The sequence below is a fragment of the Pseudoalteromonas sp. JC3 genome (assembly GCF_030291895.1).
Lineage (GTDB): Bacteria > Pseudomonadota > Gammaproteobacteria > Enterobacterales > Alteromonadaceae > Pseudoalteromonas.
Genome location: NZ_CP127856.1, coordinates 176,439 through 193,064 on the forward strand (window position 1 = coordinate 176,439; position 16,626 = coordinate 193,064).

Sequence of the window (16,626 nt, forward strand, 5' to 3'; positions counted from 1 at the left end):
TAATATTAAGCGCTTGAACGGCAAACTTTGGTTTGGTAAAACCCGATTACATCGAAAAATTGGATAAAAGACTCCTAGGACTCTAACTAACCCGAGATCAGGTTAATAACGCTTCCTTGGCGCACTTATTGCTGTACTAGAACAGCCAATGCACCAAGGAGCGAGTATGTACATTCAAAATTCACCTTATTCACAAATGTATGGTTCGAACGATCTTTATAGTCGAAAGAACAATAATGCTGTGAGCGATCAAGACATTTCTAATTCAGTGGCAAAAAATTCAGGTACACCTTCGTTTATGGAAGCCGCAAAGGCCGTTCAAGAAAAAGCCCCGAACAACACCCAATCGACCTACCTTACCAAGCATTTTGAGCAAGCTGAAAAGCTAGCCCATGAAGCTCTGGTGAGTTCGAATCACAAAATAGGCAGCCGCGAATATAACATCGAGATGTATCGTGAAATGATGACGAACATTGTAGAGATGCCAATTGAAGTAGAAATTGCACCAGAAGAGATGAACCAAGCACTGTTATTTAATCATCTGGGATTGGACTTTAAAGAGTATAAAACGGTAACTGTACGCTCAGAGTTGTTAACTATGCTTGAGCAAAAAGTCGAGCAGGACAGTACGCTAATTAGATCAGATAAAGCAAAATTAACAGCAATTATTACTGATACGCAAGATAGGCTAGAAGCCGCGCAAGCGGCGCTACTTGAAGGTGAAGACATTACCCAGCGACTGCAAGATAGCAAAAAGGCTATCTATCATTCTTACGAACAGCTTAAACTTGGTAAGGTGAGTCAGCGAGACCTGATTTCGACTTTGTAGTTATTCTTGACCAAGGATGCTTTAACAAAGTGAAGAAAATGCATTTTGTAGTCTGAAATGATTGAGGCTTATGTTTTATTCTAAAAAGTACAATTTTTTGTTCTGCCACATTAGCCGCACTGGCGGTACGTCGTTATGTAGTGTCCTCAGGCAAACGGCGCCAGACCTAAGGATGATATGCAGCCAGCATGCATCGCTTCTAGAGGCTAGAGCGGCATTGCCGGAAGCGTTTGAGAGTACGTTTAAATTTGCTTTTGTACGTAACCCATGGGAAAGACTCGTTTCTTGGTATTCACTATTAGAGAAAGGTAAAAGTCTACACTCAGAAGCGGTATCTGAGAAGCATCATTATGCTGAGAAAGAGAGGTTTGAACTATTTGTACAAGAGATGGTTGCAGAGCAGCACGGCGGAATAGCGTGGAGTCAATGGTCCCAGTTATCTGACCATTTGGGAAATTCACTCGTTAATGAAATTTGCCGCTTTGAAAACTATCAAAAAGACAGTAAGCGAATTTTAAGGAAGTTGGGGAGCAAAGATTATTATTTACCTTATTATAATCAAGCATCAAGTAGGCACTACCGTCATTACTACTCTGATTTAGCGTTAAAATTGGCTGAGGAGCTTTTCCTAGATGATATTTATCAATTTGGGTATAAATTTTGATAGTGGTCGGCCTTGTGAAAAACGTAAATATCCAAGCAAGAAGGAAGTTGGAATAAATATTTGTATAAATCACAAGTTGTAACAATAATGTGTTAATTGTTACTTAAAAGAGCTTCTGAGTGTTTATATGGATATCACTGAGTTAGATGAAAAGGCATTTGTTGACGTATTTAACCTGCCAGAAAAAATCACCATAAAGACTGCTAGCACCACAGATATAGAGGAAATGGCTTTAGTCACCAAGGTGAGTTGGCAAGCGGCCTTTAGCGGGTTTTTACCAGAGCACGTGCTAAAAAGGGGAAACGTCGAATTTTTTGCAACTATTTGGTCTGAGATTATCAAAAATTCGACAACCCAAACAGCATTGCTTGTGACTGATGGCAGGAAAATATTAGGCTGCGGCGCTGCTGGGATTTATCGCCGAATGTATAACCCGGTTAGCCAAAAAGTATCGAGAACGAATGCTGGCGAGCTTTATCGTGGTTACATTTTACCAAGTCACCAAAACCGCAGGCTCGGTAGGGCGCTGTTGAAAGCACGCTTGTTAAAGCTTTACGAGCTGGGTTGTCAAAGCGCTTACACCTGGATCTATGAACAAAACCAACAAGCAAGACGCTTTTACGAAAAGCATGGGGCGGTAAATCTCGACCAAGCCCAAGGGATAACAATGAAACGATTTAGGTTTGAAGAAGTGTGCTATGGCATTGAAGTAAATCGTGTTTTTGATTTTAGCTAAGGTGAAGTGAGAGAAAATTTCAAACACAGTATGGTCAGAGGTAATTGTCATCGATAAGCGGTGACAATTACTTCATGCAGACTAACGTAGGTCGGCGGGTGTAGGGTAGTCTGGATGCTCAACAATTTTCGGTGCCCAAGCAGCTGGGATCACGGCCTCTCGTTTCTGTTTGATACGCTCTACTAGCGTATTCAAATCATAATTGGGTTCACCATAAACGGCTAGCCAATTCTCAGGTACGTCTTCTGGGTCTGCAGCCTGAATAACGTGCGCCATCCACTGCTTTCTAAGCTCAGCCCATTCACTACTTTGATTCTCATTGACACCTGCAAGTGGCCGAAGCTCTACATATATTGTCCTTCTCGGACCTTCACTGCGTTTCGGCTCTGAGCCATGTAAAACCATCATGTCTTGAACTAAGATATCTCCGGCTTTAGCTGGTTGCTGTACAACCCCTGGAATGTTCCAGCCATATTCGCTCGAGAGAGAATAAATATCCAAAATTTGGTGTTGGGAATTTGGCAAATAGCGTAAGCACCCGTCATCTATATTCGCATCATCAAGATAGATACCGACATTTAAATATGCAAAATGACGAGAATGAGGAGCATCTTGATGCCAAGCTATGTGAGGGTGGGGATGTGGATATTTGCAGACTAAGTCACATTGCAATGGAACACAGCCTACACCACAAAGGTGTTCACTGATCGCTAACATTGCTGGTGTTGCGAGTAGTTCGATAATTAACTCGGGCGCTTCAAAAAGCAAATCATTATAACGAAAGAGTTTTGGCTCACCTGATTCATTTGATAAATGGTATTGAGTCGCGATTTTTCCATCTTGCTGTGCTTGTTTTGCTTTACTCTCGAGCGCATTAGATAGTCGCTTCAGTTTTTCCAGCAGTGTGTCGGGTAAAGTTTGTTCAAATAAAATGAAGCCGTTGTTTTTGTAAAAATCGAGTTTGCTTTTGCTCACAATCGTCATGCGTGTACTTCCTAGTTATTTTGTTGCTTGTCAGACTTAAGTGTTGTTTGTCGAGTATATTCACTCGCCTGCCAATAGAGTCTGTCTCAGCTACAGCACTGACTATAGTGTCGTAAAATGCCAGTTAGCGCAATTACGGTGGGTTACATTGTGGATTTTGTTTATATTAACTCAACTCGAATAATCAGAAACTTCCATTGGCACCACTTTGCATCCTCAAGTACAATTGGCGTTTTCGATTGCAACACACCGGAACCTTCCAATGGAAATCAAAGTAAATTACCTCGACAATCTCAGAATTGATGCCAAATTTGACGACTTTTCTGTCATTGCAGATCAGCCAATTCGCTATAAAGGCGATGGCTCAGCACCAAGTCCCTTTGACTACTTTTTAGCTTCTTCAGCGCTTTGTGCAGCTTACTTTGTGAAGGTGTATTGTAATGCGCGTGACATTCCAACGGATGGAATTCGTGTGGCGCAAAACAACATCGTTGATCCTGAAAATCGTTATAACCAAATTTTTAAAATTCAGGTGGAGCTTCCGGAAAGCATTTCTGAAAAAGACCGCCAAGGTATCCTGCGCTCAATTGATCGCTGTACTGTTAAAAAAGTGATCCAAACAGGACCTGAATTCCAAGTGGAAGCGGTTGAAAGCCTTGAAGATGACTCGCAGGCTATGCTGATGGTTGATACCAGCGAAAGCGACAGCACTTTTATCCTAGGTAAAGATCTTCCGCTGGAACAGACTATCGCAAATATGACCAAGATCCTGTCGGATTTAGGCATGAAGATTGAGGTTGCATCATGGCGTAATATCGTGCCACACGTCTGGTCTTTGCATATTCGTGATGCTGCTTCACCAATGTGTTTCACCAATGGTAAAGGGGCAACCAAAGAAAGCGCGTTATGCTCAGCACTTGGTGAGTTTATTGAGCGTTTAAATTGCAACTTCTTTTATAATGATCAGTTTTTTGGTGAAGAAATCGCAAATGCTGAATTTGTTCACTACCCGAACGAAAAGTGGTTTAAACCCGAAGCTGATGATGCGCTTCCTAGTGAAATTTTAGACGACTACACTCGTGAAATTTACGACCCAGAAGGTGAACTACGCGGTTCGCATCTAATCGACACAAATTCAGGTAATGTAGCGCGCGGTATTTGTTCTATTCCGTACACTCGCCATTCAGATGGTGAAACCGTGTATTTTCCGTCAAATCTAATAGAAAACTTATTCCTAAGTAACGGTATGAGTGCTGGTAATAACCTGTTTGAAGCGAAAGTGCAGTGTTTATCTGAAATCTTTGAACGCGCGGTGAAAAAGCAAATCATCGAACAGGAAATTGTGTTGCCTGACGTGCCAGAGTCTGTACTTGCTAAATATCCAGGTATTGTTGAAGGGATAAAAGGGCTTGAAGAACAGGGCTTTCCTGTGGTGGTGAAAGATGCGTCTCTGGGCGGTCAATTTCCTGTGATGTGTGTGACCCTGATGAACCCTAAAACAGGCGGTGTATTTGCCTCTTTTGGTGCGCATCCAAGCTTGGAAGTTGCACTTGAGCGCAGTTTAACTGAGTTGTTACAAGGCCGTAGTTTTGAAGGCTTAAACGATGTACCAAAACCTACGTTTAACAGCATGGCGGTATCTGAGCCGGAGAATTTTGTTGAACACTTTATCGATTCTACGGGGGTGATCTCATGGCGCTTCTTTAGTACGAAGCATGACTACGACTTTGTTGAGTGGGATTTTACAGGCACGAATGAAGAAGAATGCGATAAGTTATTTGGCATCTTGGAAGGGTTAGGTAAAGAAGCCTATATTGCGGAGTTCACAGACTTAGGGTTCGCTTGTCGTATTTTGGTTCCGGGCTTTTCTGAAGTGTACCCTGCCGAAGATCTTATTTGGGACAACACCAATAAAGCACTGCAATATCGTGAAGATATTCTCAACATCCATTCTCTAGATGACGAAGCATTAGCTAACTTGGTCGAGCGCTTAGAAGACAGCCAGCTTGATAACTATATCGATATTATCACCCTAATTGGTGTTGAGTTTGACGAAAATACGGTGTGGGGTCAGCTTACAATTCTTGAGCTTAAGATTTTAATCTATCTAGCGCTTGGCGATATCGAAACGGCCATTGAACTAGTTGAAACCTTTTTGCAGTTTAACGACAACACCGTTGAGCGTGGCTTATTCTACCAAGCAATGCATGCCACACTTGAAGTCGCGTTGGATGAAGAGCTAGAAATTGAAGATTACATTCATAACTTTACTCGCATGTTCTCTAAAGACGTGATGGATGCGGTTATTGGTTCAATTAATGGCGATGTGAAATTCTATGGCTTAACGCCAACTAACATGAAGCTGGAAGGTTTGGATAAGCACCTGCGTCTTATTGAAAGTTATAAGAAGCTTCATGCAGCAAGAGGGAAATTAGCGCAGCGCTAAGCTTTATTTTTCTAAGTAAAAGCAAGATAGCATGACTGCTTATCTTGCTTTTACTGTTTGATAGACTGGTGTGTATTTAGTGGTTACACATTAACTGTAGTAGCTAAGCCCCGAACCTCAGGTTAAAAACCTTAATTTGATTTTTCCTCTTTGATACAGTTTTGGTTTTTAAACTGTGTCTTTGCATCGTGATATATAAAAGAGAAATCTGCTGTACGTGGTGTAAATATTGGTTTGCCAGTACTCTTATCGCATTCAGTTGCGATCCCGCCTGCCGCATGACAATTCATACAAGAGGAGCTTTTATAATAAAGCGCTTCTTCTTTACCTTGAGGTTGATTTCCTAGTTGTAAAAATGTCTCAATCACTTCATTGGTCAAATAAACCGGGTGAGGCATTCCTCCCGAATAATTAATGAGTTTGGTTTCAATCGTATCACTTGCTTGGCCGTTAATATCAGTCATTGGCTTACTTCGGTTATTAGTTGAGTACTGGGTACCAATCAGTTTGTAATATTGAAGGACAGCGTTTTCTTGTTTAAACAACTTAGAAATATGCTGGTTCACTTGCTCAACAACAGGTGATATTTGCTCTAATCGCACCACCTGAGTAGGCTTAGTGCCTCCTACTGGATGATTGATTGCGCATGTTGGGCATTGCTTGTTGAAAAATGTTGGTGAGTTGCCCCAAACATTATTCTGATGTGAAAAGGTTGCGTAAATCCAGTTACTAGACGTGCCAGTTTTCTGCATTATATGAAATCCAACAACGCCAACTTCTTTTTCTTCGATTTTAAATGAACCAGCTTCGCCATTTTGTATCTGGTTGTAGCGCTTTACGGGTAGTTTGGCTCGAATATATTTACTAAGGTCATCTGACTCATCTAGCAATTTCCAAGCTACCTTTATCTCTATAGCAAGGCCTGGCGGCTTAGGGTCAAAACTTGTCAAGTTTTGTGGCAAGTTACAAGTTGGTAGTGAAGATTTGTCGGAACAAGCTAAAAAGCCAATAGTATTCATGTTGATACACATATTACTTGCCTGCTGACTTTTGCACGCCCAACTATAAGTCGGGTTATTCGCGAATTCAATTTGGCCATCTATGCTATATAGTTTGTTTTTAGTAATAAAATTGAAAACATATGGACTGACGAACTTTTGATAATAAACAGGATTGTTTTTTTGATCGGTTAAAATAGCATGTTTTTTCGGTTCATTTTTAGGCGCAACTTGTTCCACAGCAGATAAAGGCTGCATCATGGCAAAGTTTTTGGATATATCCCAGTTTACCGGAGGCGTTGCATCTACTGTGAAAATGGTCTCGGTTTCACGCCAGTTTATCCAAAGTGGAAGCGGGCAGTTGGCGCCTGAGTCGGCAGTACACACTTTTAGATTATTTTGTGTGAGCTTATAGTTTTCGTCCAATTGCCTGTTTAGTGCAATAAAGCTCAACCATGAAAATAGTGCGTAACGATGATCCAAATAGTCAAGCTTCTTCGATTCAGAGGGTTTTACGGGTTTTAACTTTTCACATGACTTCACTAACTTATTGTATGCGTCAAGAGGGTAAGGTTTTAGCTGAGTCAAGTCGCTAGGAAAAGGAAAGGGCTCAGTTAATGTGCATTCGTCTTTGACTAGCCAATCTGGAAAAATGCTGTATTCAGTAGCAAAAGTACCAGTACTTACTAATAGTAAAGAGAGCTTCGCTATTACACTTTTCATGGTTATTTCCTTTTCTTATAAGGTGAAGAATATAAATATGATTTGATATTAAATTCAGATGTTGATGTGAGGGTTATTTTTATATAGTAACCAGTTTGTACTTTCAGGTTGAGCCAAGGAGTTAAGTTAGTGCTTAATTTTTTGTCTGTTATTTTTCTTAGTGCGCTCAAAAAGCTGTCATGTAGGTAATCTTCGTCAAGGTTTGTGATCCAAGGCAGTTCAATTTCAATTTTTTCTGACAACTCCGTTGAATAGGAAAGCCCAACTTGTATTTCATCTGATACATGAACGATAGCATTTAATAATTGTTCCAGTAGATATAAGTTTCCTTTCCAGTCTAGATCTTTGAGTAAACCGGGAAGTTTCAATGTTTCTAATTTAAAAACGAATTTAGCTCTAAATTCCTTTCGTCCAAATGTAAAGCTGAAGTGGTTTATCCTAGTACTCTCTAAGCTAGGAAGTAACTCTTTTGTTTTATTTAAAAATTCAGGAGCTAAAAACTCAGATGCGTTAATTATAAATGCGCTTAATAGGCTGAAGTCAGCAAACTGACAATGTTGTGTACTTATACAAAATGTTGGAACTGTGCTATAACGACCATCTTCCCAGTCAAAGCTAAGCCATATTAAGTTTACAGGTTTGTAAGTAGAAGAAAGCTTCCTCCTCTTTATAAACTTGTTTATTCTGTGGGCGTATTCATTTGGAAGTTTTTGGTTTATATAAGATAAAACGCTATCTAAATTATGAGGAGAGCAGTAATAGCATACTAGGAAATCAACTGCTTCTTCAAACTGATCAATTCTCTTTTCAAAACATATTGCATGTATATTTTCAGGAATGCCATTTACAATTGGCTGAAGCTTTTCCGTTATTGTGCGATTGAGATGTTGAACCTCACTATCAAGTGCAATGCTATAAAGCTCACTTTTACTATATTTCATGATGAATGCGGGTGAAATACCAATTTAACTTAATTTTTGGTCTATTTTTTGTTCTGTTTCTGATGTTAATAACATTAGAATTTTACAAAGTAAAACAACTAAATCGTTCCTGTACCGTTGACAGAGTTTCACTACAAAAAAATACACGCTTGATTAAGCTAAAAATCACCCGCTGCTCCTATGTATTACCAAATTGTTTTGATAGTGTGTTGAACTTCAGGTCTTAGTTCTGCAGATAGTTGATCCCACAGATCATCTGTCAATCCAGTCTCTAAAGAAATTTCAGTAATAATGCGTTTTTGATCTGCTGTTAAATCAAACTCAGCCATCACTTCAGCCAAGTTATCGGTCGCTCGTTGTTTCAAAGCTTCATCGTTAGTTACATTATAGATGTAAGAGATTAAACCGGTTGGTAGTTTTGTATTATCACTCATTTTTCATTTCCTAATTTTCATAGTTTTGGAGGTATAAGGTTTTAGTGCTAGCCTTATCATTTAAGTATTCATTATAAGCATCATCTTTCATTGTGTTTTTATTAAACAGTAATACTTTATATAAAAAGTAATAATAAAAAGTTCGATGTGAACGATACCCAGCAAAGCTTGATATTTTTTCTTCGAATTCTTGTAAACTATCTATATCATCTAAATTTGCCAAGTAGTTGAGCATATTATTATAACCCAACCAGCCAGCGTTATTAGAGTTTTTTGCAAGGCTTACTCCTGTTGATGAGTAATATTTTGCTTCATCTTGATATTTTTTAAAATTAATGGAATCGTTTTGTATTGAAGCATGTATTAGCTTAAACCACGCCCATATTCCATTTGTTGCTGAGCTAATATCATTTATATTTATATCTTTGGAAAGTTCAGCTAAATTATTCATAGCGCTTTGTGCCAAATCAACCTTACCAGTGAGCAACTGTGATAGAGCTTTAAAAGCAATACAAGTGAGTTCAGAGCAAAAGCCGTAATTATCAGTTATGGCTTGAGAGCTATTATCGAAAAAGCCTTCTTTTGGTAACGTATCGACAAGCGCTATTACTTTGTCAAACTCCCCCAGTGAAAAGTAGGATTGCGATAAAAGCTCGAAGATCACTGGGTGTTGGTGAGGTGGATATTCGCTTTTGTTTTCGTGCAGCTGTAATCCTATATTATGAGCTTTTAAAATATCACCGGTAGCGTAGGCGTGCAGCCATTCGCCTCTCATCGTAATGAAGCGCTCTTTAGGGTCTAAAATTGTGGCGAGTTCACTGATATTTTGAAGCACGTGCTTTTTTGCCAACGTATCTAGCCAACCATTGTATGCAATCCTAGATGAGGCAAGTGCATTTTTAATCTTATGGAGTAAAGGCTGGTTATCGATTAAACCATTTTGGAAGAAATTCAATGCCTCTGCATAGTAAATACTGGCCTCTGCGACAGAATAAATCGCAGCGGCGCTTTTTGCTGATGTTAGTAATAATTCAACAGCCGCATCATGCTCTCCCACTTTTGCTAAATGGTGGGTTGTAAGCAGTGGTTGCTTTTGGCTCATTCCTGTATTGTTGAGTACCTCAATTATACTCATGTGGTGTGCATGCGATTCATGCTTACCCATACTTTCATAGGCAGCATCACGTACCAAAGCGTGTTTAAAAATATAGCTATCGTTATCAACACGACGTTGCTGCACAATAAGGTCGTTTGCTATCAACTCATTTAAGTCGTTTTGGATCTGGTTTTCGCTTAAAGAAGATGCCGCAACGAGTAAATCATATTCAAACTCTCGGCCAATTGTGGCTGCTAGTTGGGCTGTTTCTTTGGCGTGACTAAGGCTATCTAGTTTTTGTTGTAATGACTCTCTTAAACTCGTAGGTACTTGGTCAAGTTTATCTGGTGCGAGGAAGTCAATCTCTCCGCCTTTATCTCCAACTAATGCCTTTTGTTTAAGCATGTTGACGAGTTCTTCAATAAATAGCGGGATCCCGTCGGTGCGGCTGGTAAGTAATTTGAGAACTTGCTCTGACACTCGGCGCCCATCAAACAAATTAATGATAAAATCTTCTGTGGCTTTTTCGGTTAGTTTTTTCAGACAAACATCCACTAAGGTGAGGTCTTTTAACTGAGTTGGTACCGCTTGTCTTGAAGTGCTTAGTAAAACATCACCTGAAGCGAGCGCACCGACAAAGTGATGTAAAAACTCTAAGGTGGTGCTATCTGCCCAGTGAATGTCCTCGATAATGTAAAGTTTAAACTTGCTGAGTCCATGGCGATTTGACAATAACAATGCACAAAGCCCTTTAAACAACACTTGCTTTTGCTCATCGGGAGAAAGTGTAGAAGGCGTGATTTCATCATCAAGTGAGATATTGAGCCAAACTAGCAACACAGGGATAGCTTGTGCTAAATCGAGCTTACTATCCATGTTGGATAATACATAACTAAAAACGGTATTGGCTGAATGAGCATCTAGCTGCTCGGTGTTAAATAGATACTTGACCAGCGTTAAAATTGGATACAAAGCATTATTTTGATGCTCTGGTAAACACTGGGCGACTAAATGTTGATATTGCGGTGCATTAGCACGAATTTCTTGCAGCAGCCGAGATTTACCTATGCCAGCCTCACCATGAATGTGAGCGATGCGGGTTGCACCTTCGACCTCGTTATTAATGAGTGAAAGTGTCTGTTCAAGCTCAATGTGACGACCAACAAGTTCGTGATGGTTCTTTGTACCACGCATAAAGCCAAATGCTTCGATGCGACGTTCTCCTTGCAAGTTATAAACCGGTGTTAGTTCAAATAACGGGCCTATTTGTACTTGACCGTACAGATTGAATTCAGAAAAAGCATCAAGGAGTGAGCGTGACTCTGCACTACATAAGACTTGACGCTCGCCAGCTTCACGGGAGAGTGCTGCTGCAATATTCGCGTGATGTCCTTCAGGTACGGCATTAGCATAGGTAATAAATATTCCAGTGTGAATGCCTATATGGGCGTTAAGCGCGACTCTGTGAGCTTCTTGCATTAGCGCGTTACGCTTCGCAAGCTCGCTTATCATTTCAAGTGCGGTACGGGCAGATAATCGCGCATCATTATCGCTGCTAACGGGGTAGCCAAAATAAAACAAACTGGTATCGGCGAGATTACCCACATGATAAGCGCCGTAACGAGTCGCGATATCAATAAAGTGATTGCGTTGAGATTTATAAACCGTGTCTATGACATCGAAGTCTTTTTCATTGTTGTCGAGTGCTTTGACACTTAACCTTACCGCAAGAACGGTTAGCTGTTTGCGTTCGGTAAGCGCAGTATATTCTTGAATGGCGCGATGATTAGGATCGTCATCACGGATCATTATTGTGGTTTCGTCGTAACCATGCTGGGCTTTAACATCATTTAGCACACCAACAAGGTTCGATACGTTCATCCGAGCAAGTTCAGAAAATGCCTCGGTTGCGGTGATCACACGTTCCAACGCACTTTTATTGAGTACACGCCTAAGCAGTCCCGCAAGGGGGTGGCCAAGTAGGGCGCTTGGAATTGGAATGTGTACATCGCTTAATTGTTTGTGATAAATCGATGCGACGCTAGTGCCCGTTACCGCAGGCACGCCAGTTAAACATTCTAAGAATACCAGACCCCATACATAAAGATCTGATTTGGCAGAAGCTGGCTCGCCACGTAATTGTTCTGGTGCGCTGTAAGAAGGCGTGCCCAATGTTTCTTGCGTAAGCGTGATTGTTTCAAAGTCATGTTGGCGGCTTTCTTGCGCAAGTGTACCGATACCAAAATCAAGTATTTTGGCGTAAGTCTTAGCACCAGATTGGCTTAGCATAATATTGGTTGGTTTTATGTCTCTGTGAATGATGCCTTGTTGATGGGCATGAATAAGTGCATCTAGCACCTGCAACATGATGTCGGTTGCATACACAGAATCAATCGCGCCATTTTGACTTAGATAGTCCCTTAATGTTTGTCCTTCCACATACTCGAAGACTCCAAACATTAAATTTTCATTTAATTGTCCTTTATCTAATAATCGTACGATATTTGGGTGGTTTAATTGACTACAAAGTAAGGTTTCACGATTGAAACGTTCTGCATATCTTTGTTTTTTCGTCGCTTCTAGTTGTGGTTCTAACGCCAAAAATTTTAGTGCAACGATTTGCCCTGTGTTTATTTGGCGCGCCTTAAAAACTTTACCGAATCCACCTTCTCCAATTTTTTCAAGTAGTTGGTATTTGTCAGACTGGAATACATCGACAATATGGCTATCCGAAAACTGTGTCAGAGACATATGATTACTAATTCTTATTTTTTGTTAATGGTATAGGGTAATTGGAATGTAAATACTTGTCTAGCATGAGAATTTTAATTGTTTTTTAAAATTGGATAATTAACAGTCTGGGTTGACTGTGGGATTTTATAAGTTTTTGAAAATATTGTATTTTTATTTGGGTGAGTTTTTTGGAATATTGCTTGTAATGGAGTGTAATTCCTTCTGCTCGAAAAAGTTGGCATACTTTACCTATAAGAATAAAAAGGAAAAATGAATGAAACGCCGAACGTTTATGTTTGCTGGTGCAGCACTCACGGTTGCATCAGTCTTGCCTCCTGTTAGTTTTGCTAGACAAAGCTTCACTGCTTCTGGAGTATCAAAAGATACAACGGAAAGGCTTCCTGAAAATCTATTGAATGAACTCGGTATTCAAGTACCTATCAGGGATGTTCTAAGCCCTTCAGGGGAACGAGTTTCTTTTAAAAAAAGAGCCAATATAATTAGGCGTTACGGAGATTCTCTCTACGTTTACTTCGAACATGAGAAGGTGATCAGGGTTTTTGATACCCAGGGTAACCCTGCTTCCAATGAATTGCCTTTACCTAAATACATTAGCGATCTTAAAGATTTTGCTGTAGATCCGACACAACAACAGCTTTATTTATTGCAACCTGGAAAGCACCACATAGTGTTAGCCGACTTTAGCGGTGAAATATTGGGCACTTTTGGTGAGTTCGGAATTGAGCAAGACTATCAACTTAATGGTCCAAAGAGCATCACCATTGGTAAGTCTAATCAGTTATTTGTTTTGAATTCTGGCAGTTCTAGTATCAAAGTTTTTGAAAGCAATGGAGTATTTTTAAAAAACTATACATTGAGTCAAAAGCAAAAACGCACAGTTACAAGTATCGATGGCGCTAATCAGATTATTATCAATGGTGGGAAGTTTTCAGATCGCCAATGGAAATTAGATCAAAATATTCGCAATTTTATCGAGGTGGACTAAGCTGAGTAAGGGCTTGATCGGATTTTACTTTTTTGCCACTTAAGCAGTTTGGAGCTTGAGTTACGTTAGGTTAGTTATCTGTGAACTTAAGGATGGTTATGCCATATAGTAAGGAACGGTTAGCTTATTTTAAGCTTCCAATTTTTCTTGAACATCAACAAGTACTCGACGAGCTTGGGACGCTGAATGAGCTGGCCTGGACTGACCATGTAAATAAAGCAAATTACGACGGCGGGTGGGACGTAGTTGCGTTGCGTTGTTTGTCAGAGCATTTATCTGCTCACCCGATCTTACAAAACTTTGCGATTGAGTCAGGCACTCACTGGCAAAACTTACCTATATTAGAAGAAAAGCCGCTACTTAAATCGTTCGTTGATAATTTCCCCTGTGAAGTTCTCTCTGTAAGAATCATGCGATTGAAAGCAGGTGCTTTTATAAAACCTCACAGAGATGGCGGCCTTTGTATCGAAAATGGTGAAGCAAGACTTCATATACCTTTGGTCATCGACACTGCTCTTGAGTTTGTCGTTGATGGTATGCAAGTACCAATGAAAGAAGGAGAGGTGTGGTACATAAATGCGGACAAAATACACAGTGTCGCTAACCGAGGAAACCTTGATAGAGTCAATATCGTTATTGATTGCAAAGTAAATGATTGGTTATTAGATTGCCAGTCAGGGTCAATGGGCGTTCCTTGTGAAGAGTATACAAGCTAAAAAAATGCAGTGTGTTTCGTTAGCAAGCGATTTAAAAATAATAGGTTGAAGGATCTGTAATGACGTCTGGCAGCGTGTACCAAGTAAAAAAATTGCTAGAGCACTCTCAAGCTTTGCTCCTAAATGATATTGATGCTGGGTTAAATAGACCTCACGCACTATCTATGTCTGAGGCTCTAGCTGAACTAACAGGCGTATCCACTGACTTCGATATGAATGATTGGTCTGATATAAACACTGACAAAGGGGTCGCGATTTCACCTGTTCAGGCAGCTAAATGTTTACTAGAAACGCTACGTAGTCAGATATTTATGCAGGGCGTTGCGAGCGCGATACGAGACAAAATCAATCAGCAAGATAATATAAATATCCTCTACGCAGGGACCGGGCCATATGGTGTATTACTATTACCTTTTCTCGCGCTCCACAAAACGAGTCCAGTCTCAGTAACACTTTTAGATATTCATCCAGAAAATACGCAAGCAATACATGAGCTGGTAACTAAACTTGATATCGCTCATATGGTGAAACGTATAGTGCACGCAGATGCAACAACTTGGCTACCTGAAGAACCAATAGAGTTTGATCTCATCATTTCCGAGACCATGAATACCTTATTACGCAGAGAGCCTCAAGTATGGATTTTTAGCCACCTTCAACAGTTTTTAAAGCCAGATGGAGAGCTCATACCTCAAGAAATTGAGCTTACTGCTTGGCTATGCAATCCAAGTTCTCTGACGAAAAGTGAGCAAAGAGTCAACCCAGCTGAGCTTGGTTCGTTTTTCCGTCTCGATAAAAACACAGCCAGCGCACTCAATGAGAATAACCTAGATGTTTTATCTGGTTCGTTTGAGGTACCGGATTGCGGGAAAGTTTATCATACACTGGAATTGAAAACGGAAATCAAAGTCTATAGGGAGCATAGACTCACCGAAAACCAATGCAGCTTGAATTTACCAATTAAGTACCAAGATAAAAATCTAAAGGCCGGTGATCGGATTACTTTTGAGTATATTAACGATCCAATACCTGAGTTCATCTTTAGCTTCCCTGGTGAAAGTTTACCAAATCTTCCCGCTTATCATGAGGTGGGTGAGTCTGGAATTTTCCAAATTAAACGTATCTTCGTTAAATGCCAATTAAATAAAGTAAATAAGCTTGATATTAACAACCATGAATGTGAGTGGTCTTTGGATACACAAATATGGGGTGAACTTGAGTTAAGTTTAGAATTGGTTTTAGAAGCCTTGTATCGGTTTAGGTTGTTTGAGGAATTTGAGTTTTGGCTGCTTGATAAAATTGGTAATCGACTTGATGATAAATTAGTTGGTGCTATTAATCGAAAAGTAGTTGGTTTTTATAGTTAAAATATAAAGGTAAGAGTGATGAAGTTTACGCCTCCAGATGGTTTATATGTTAGACCGTCAAAACCAGAAGATAAAGGCTTTCTGGAAAGCTTACACCATAGCACTCGGCAAGATTTGCAGTTGATTGATGGAGATAAGGATTTTATAGAGTCAATTATTGAAATGCAGTTTAAAGCGCAAAGTAATGGCTATGGAGATCAATTTCCAAACGCTATGTATTTCATTATTGAAAAACACCATGAGCGAATAGGCAAGGCGACAATTGACTTTGGTAATAATGAAGTGAGATTAATAGAAATTGCTTTAATACCTCAAGCTCGTGGATTAGGACTCGGTGCAGCGGTTGTTCAATCTTTCCAGCAAGCTGCTGCTCAATCCGGCGTGCCAATGACTTTGTCGGTATTGCAAAATAATTACGATGCAAAGCGTTTATATCAAAAGCTAGGCTTTAAAATTGAATCAATTAAGGCTCCTTATGAGTTACTAATTTGGTATCCGCCAGCGTTGAGGAATATAGTTTTAGGTTAATTTAAAAAGAGGGGTAATAGACGAAAGGTAATAAAGCGCCTCGCTTGATCATTGGTATTAATAACTGTTTTTTAGTTAACAAGAGCGAGTCTAACTTAATGAGCAAAGGAGCAAGTGTTGTGAAACTAACTAGTAGTTTATTTGAAGACTTAATCGGTCAGGATGTTGAAGTATTTACAGCCGATGGCAAGCATAAGCTAAACGAGTTGCAAGTTGATGCTATTGATGAGTGCAAGCTAAACAGTAATGAATTTGAAGGATTTTCTGTAACGTTAACCGCTAAATCAAATTTTCCGCTTACGGATGATACGTATACATTAAAGCATCAAAAGCTGGGTGAAATGCCACTGTTTTTATCTGCATACGAAAAAGACAAGTATCAAATAATTATCAGTATAAAAAAAGAAGCATAAAGGAGTTTAATA

14 protein-coding genes are annotated in these 16,626 nt (G+C 39.8%); 9 read left to right on the forward strand and 5 right to left on the reverse strand.

What is annotated here, in order from left to right:
* Positions 1-166 precede the first annotated feature (166 nt).
* The 3 genes from QSH61_RS19600 (at position 167) to QSH61_RS19610 (ending at position 2,229) form a co-directional block, all read left to right on the forward strand.
* Positions 167-829 carry a hypothetical protein gene (locus tag QSH61_RS19600; RefSeq protein WP_102057925.1) on the forward strand — a complete coding sequence of 221 codons (663 nt, stop codon included), beginning with the start codon at positions 167-169 and terminating at the stop codon, positions 827-829.
* Between the two features lie 70 nt (positions 830-899).
* A complete protein-coding gene (locus QSH61_RS19605; protein ID WP_102057926.1) occupies positions 900-1,493 on the forward strand; it encodes a sulfotransferase family 2 domain-containing protein in 594 nt (197 codons plus the stop codon).
* Between the two features lie 127 nt (positions 1,494-1,620).
* Positions 1,621-2,229, forward strand: coding sequence for a GNAT family N-acetyltransferase (locus QSH61_RS19610; protein WP_206471894.1), 609 nt, complete (start codon positions 1,621-1,623; stop codon positions 2,227-2,229).
* An 81-nt stretch (positions 2,230-2,310) separates the two neighbouring features.
* On the opposite strand, the gene QSH61_RS19615 is transcribed toward QSH61_RS19610, so the two are convergent.
* Positions 2,311-3,213, reverse strand: coding sequence for a phytanoyl-CoA dioxygenase family protein (locus QSH61_RS19615; protein ID WP_206471895.1), 903 nt, complete (start codon positions 3,211-3,213; stop codon positions 2,311-2,313).
* 262 nt (positions 3,214-3,475) lie between these two features.
* On the opposite strand from QSH61_RS19615, the gene QSH61_RS19620 reads away from it, so the two are divergent.
* Positions 3,476-5,659, forward strand: a complete 2,184-nt coding sequence (locus tag QSH61_RS19620) for an OsmC domain/YcaO domain-containing protein (protein ID WP_206471896.1) — start codon at positions 3,476-3,478, stop codon at positions 5,657-5,659.
* Between the two features lie 131 nt (positions 5,660-5,790).
* On the opposite strand, the gene QSH61_RS19625 is transcribed toward QSH61_RS19620, so the two are convergent.
* The 4 genes from QSH61_RS19625 to QSH61_RS19640 form a co-directional block, all read right to left on the reverse strand.
* Positions 5,791-7,380, reverse strand: coding sequence for a hypothetical protein (locus tag QSH61_RS19625; RefSeq protein WP_206471897.1), 1,590 nt, complete (start codon positions 7,378-7,380; stop codon positions 5,791-5,793).
* Between the two features lie 2 nt (positions 7,381-7,382).
* Entirely contained in the window at positions 7,383-8,321 is a 939-nt protein-coding gene (locus QSH61_RS19630) for a hypothetical protein (protein ID WP_206471898.1), read from the reverse strand.
* Between the two features lie 185 nt (positions 8,322-8,506).
* Positions 8,507-8,755, reverse strand: a complete 249-nt coding sequence (locus QSH61_RS19635) for a hypothetical protein (RefSeq protein ID WP_010605248.1) — start codon at positions 8,753-8,755, stop codon at positions 8,507-8,509.
* A 10-nt stretch (positions 8,756-8,765) separates the two neighbouring features.
* The gene (locus tag QSH61_RS19640; protein ID WP_206471899.1) at positions 8,766-12,602 is read right to left on the reverse strand and encodes a TOMM system kinase/cyclase fusion protein; all 3,837 of its coding nucleotides are present in this window, start codon (positions 12,600-12,602) and stop codon (positions 8,766-8,768) included.
* A gap of 256 nt (positions 12,603-12,858) precedes the next feature.
* Here QSH61_RS19640 and QSH61_RS19645 point away from each other — a divergent pair, with 256 nt between their 5' ends.
* The 5 genes from QSH61_RS19645 to QSH61_RS19665 all read left to right on the forward strand — a co-directional run bounded on the left by QSH61_RS19645 (position 12,859) and on the right by QSH61_RS19665 (position 16,614).
* Positions 12,859-13,590 carry an NHL repeat-containing protein gene (locus QSH61_RS19645; RefSeq protein ID WP_010605250.1) on the forward strand — a complete coding sequence of 244 codons (732 nt, stop codon included), beginning with the start codon at positions 12,859-12,861 and terminating at the stop codon, positions 13,588-13,590.
* Positions 13,591-13,688: 98 nt separating this feature from the next.
* Positions 13,689-14,306, forward strand: a complete 618-nt coding sequence (locus QSH61_RS19650) for an aspartyl/asparaginyl beta-hydroxylase domain-containing protein (RefSeq protein ID WP_010377783.1) — start codon at positions 13,689-13,691, stop codon at positions 14,304-14,306.
* Positions 14,307-14,365: 59 nt separating this feature from the next.
* Positions 14,366-15,673: an SAM-dependent methyltransferase gene (locus tag QSH61_RS19655; protein WP_206471900.1), complete on the forward strand. Its 1,308-nt coding sequence runs from the start codon at positions 14,366-14,368 to the stop codon at positions 15,671-15,673.
* Between the two features lie 18 nt (positions 15,674-15,691).
* Positions 15,692-16,201 (forward strand): GNAT family N-acetyltransferase, encoded by a 510-nt coding sequence (locus QSH61_RS19660; protein ID WP_039494928.1) that lies wholly within the window; start codon positions 15,692-15,694, stop codon positions 16,199-16,201.
* A 119-nt stretch (positions 16,202-16,320) separates the two neighbouring features.
* Entirely contained in the window at positions 16,321-16,614 is a 294-nt protein-coding gene (locus tag QSH61_RS19665; RefSeq protein ID WP_223192109.1) for a DUF6916 family protein, read from the forward strand.
* Positions 16,615-16,626 lie beyond the last annotated feature (12 nt).

Coding starts and splice junctions, on each gene's coding strand:
- QSH61_RS19650 (WP_010377783.1), top strand. CDS start 13,689: ATGCCATATAGTAAGGAACGGTTAGCTTATTTTAAGCTTCCAATTTTT.
- QSH61_RS19660 (WP_039494928.1), top strand. CDS start 15,692: ATGAAGTTTACGCCTCCAGATGGTTTATATGTTAGACCGTCAAAACCA.
- QSH61_RS19645 (WP_010605250.1), top strand. CDS start 12,859: ATGAAACGCCGAACGTTTATGTTTGCTGGTGCAGCACTCACGGTTGCA.
- QSH61_RS19615 (WP_206471895.1), bottom strand. CDS start 3,213: ATGACGATTGTGAGCAAAAGCAAACTCGATTTTTACAAAAACAACGGC.
- QSH61_RS19630 (WP_206471898.1), bottom strand. CDS start 8,321: ATGAAATATAGTAAAAGTGAGCTTTATAGCATTGCACTTGATAGTGAG.
- QSH61_RS19635 (WP_010605248.1), bottom strand. CDS start 8,755: ATGAGTGATAATACAAAACTACCAACCGGTTTAATCTCTTACATCTAT.
- QSH61_RS19620 (WP_206471896.1), top strand. CDS start 3,476: ATGGAAATCAAAGTAAATTACCTCGACAATCTCAGAATTGATGCCAAA.
- QSH61_RS19625 (WP_206471897.1), bottom strand. CDS start 7,380: ATGAAAAGTGTAATAGCGAAGCTCTCTTTACTATTAGTAAGTACTGGT.
- QSH61_RS19655 (WP_206471900.1), top strand. CDS start 14,366: ATGACGTCTGGCAGCGTGTACCAAGTAAAAAAATTGCTAGAGCACTCT.
- QSH61_RS19600 (WP_102057925.1), top strand. CDS start 167: ATGTACATTCAAAATTCACCTTATTCACAAATGTATGGTTCGAACGAT.
- QSH61_RS19640 (WP_206471899.1), bottom strand. CDS start 12,602: ATGTCTCTGACACAGTTTTCGGATAGCCATATTGTCGATGTATTCCAG.
- QSH61_RS19610 (WP_206471894.1), top strand. CDS start 1,621: ATGGATATCACTGAGTTAGATGAAAAGGCATTTGTTGACGTATTTAAC.
- QSH61_RS19605 (WP_102057926.1), top strand. CDS start 900: ATGTTTTATTCTAAAAAGTACAATTTTTTGTTCTGCCACATTAGCCGC.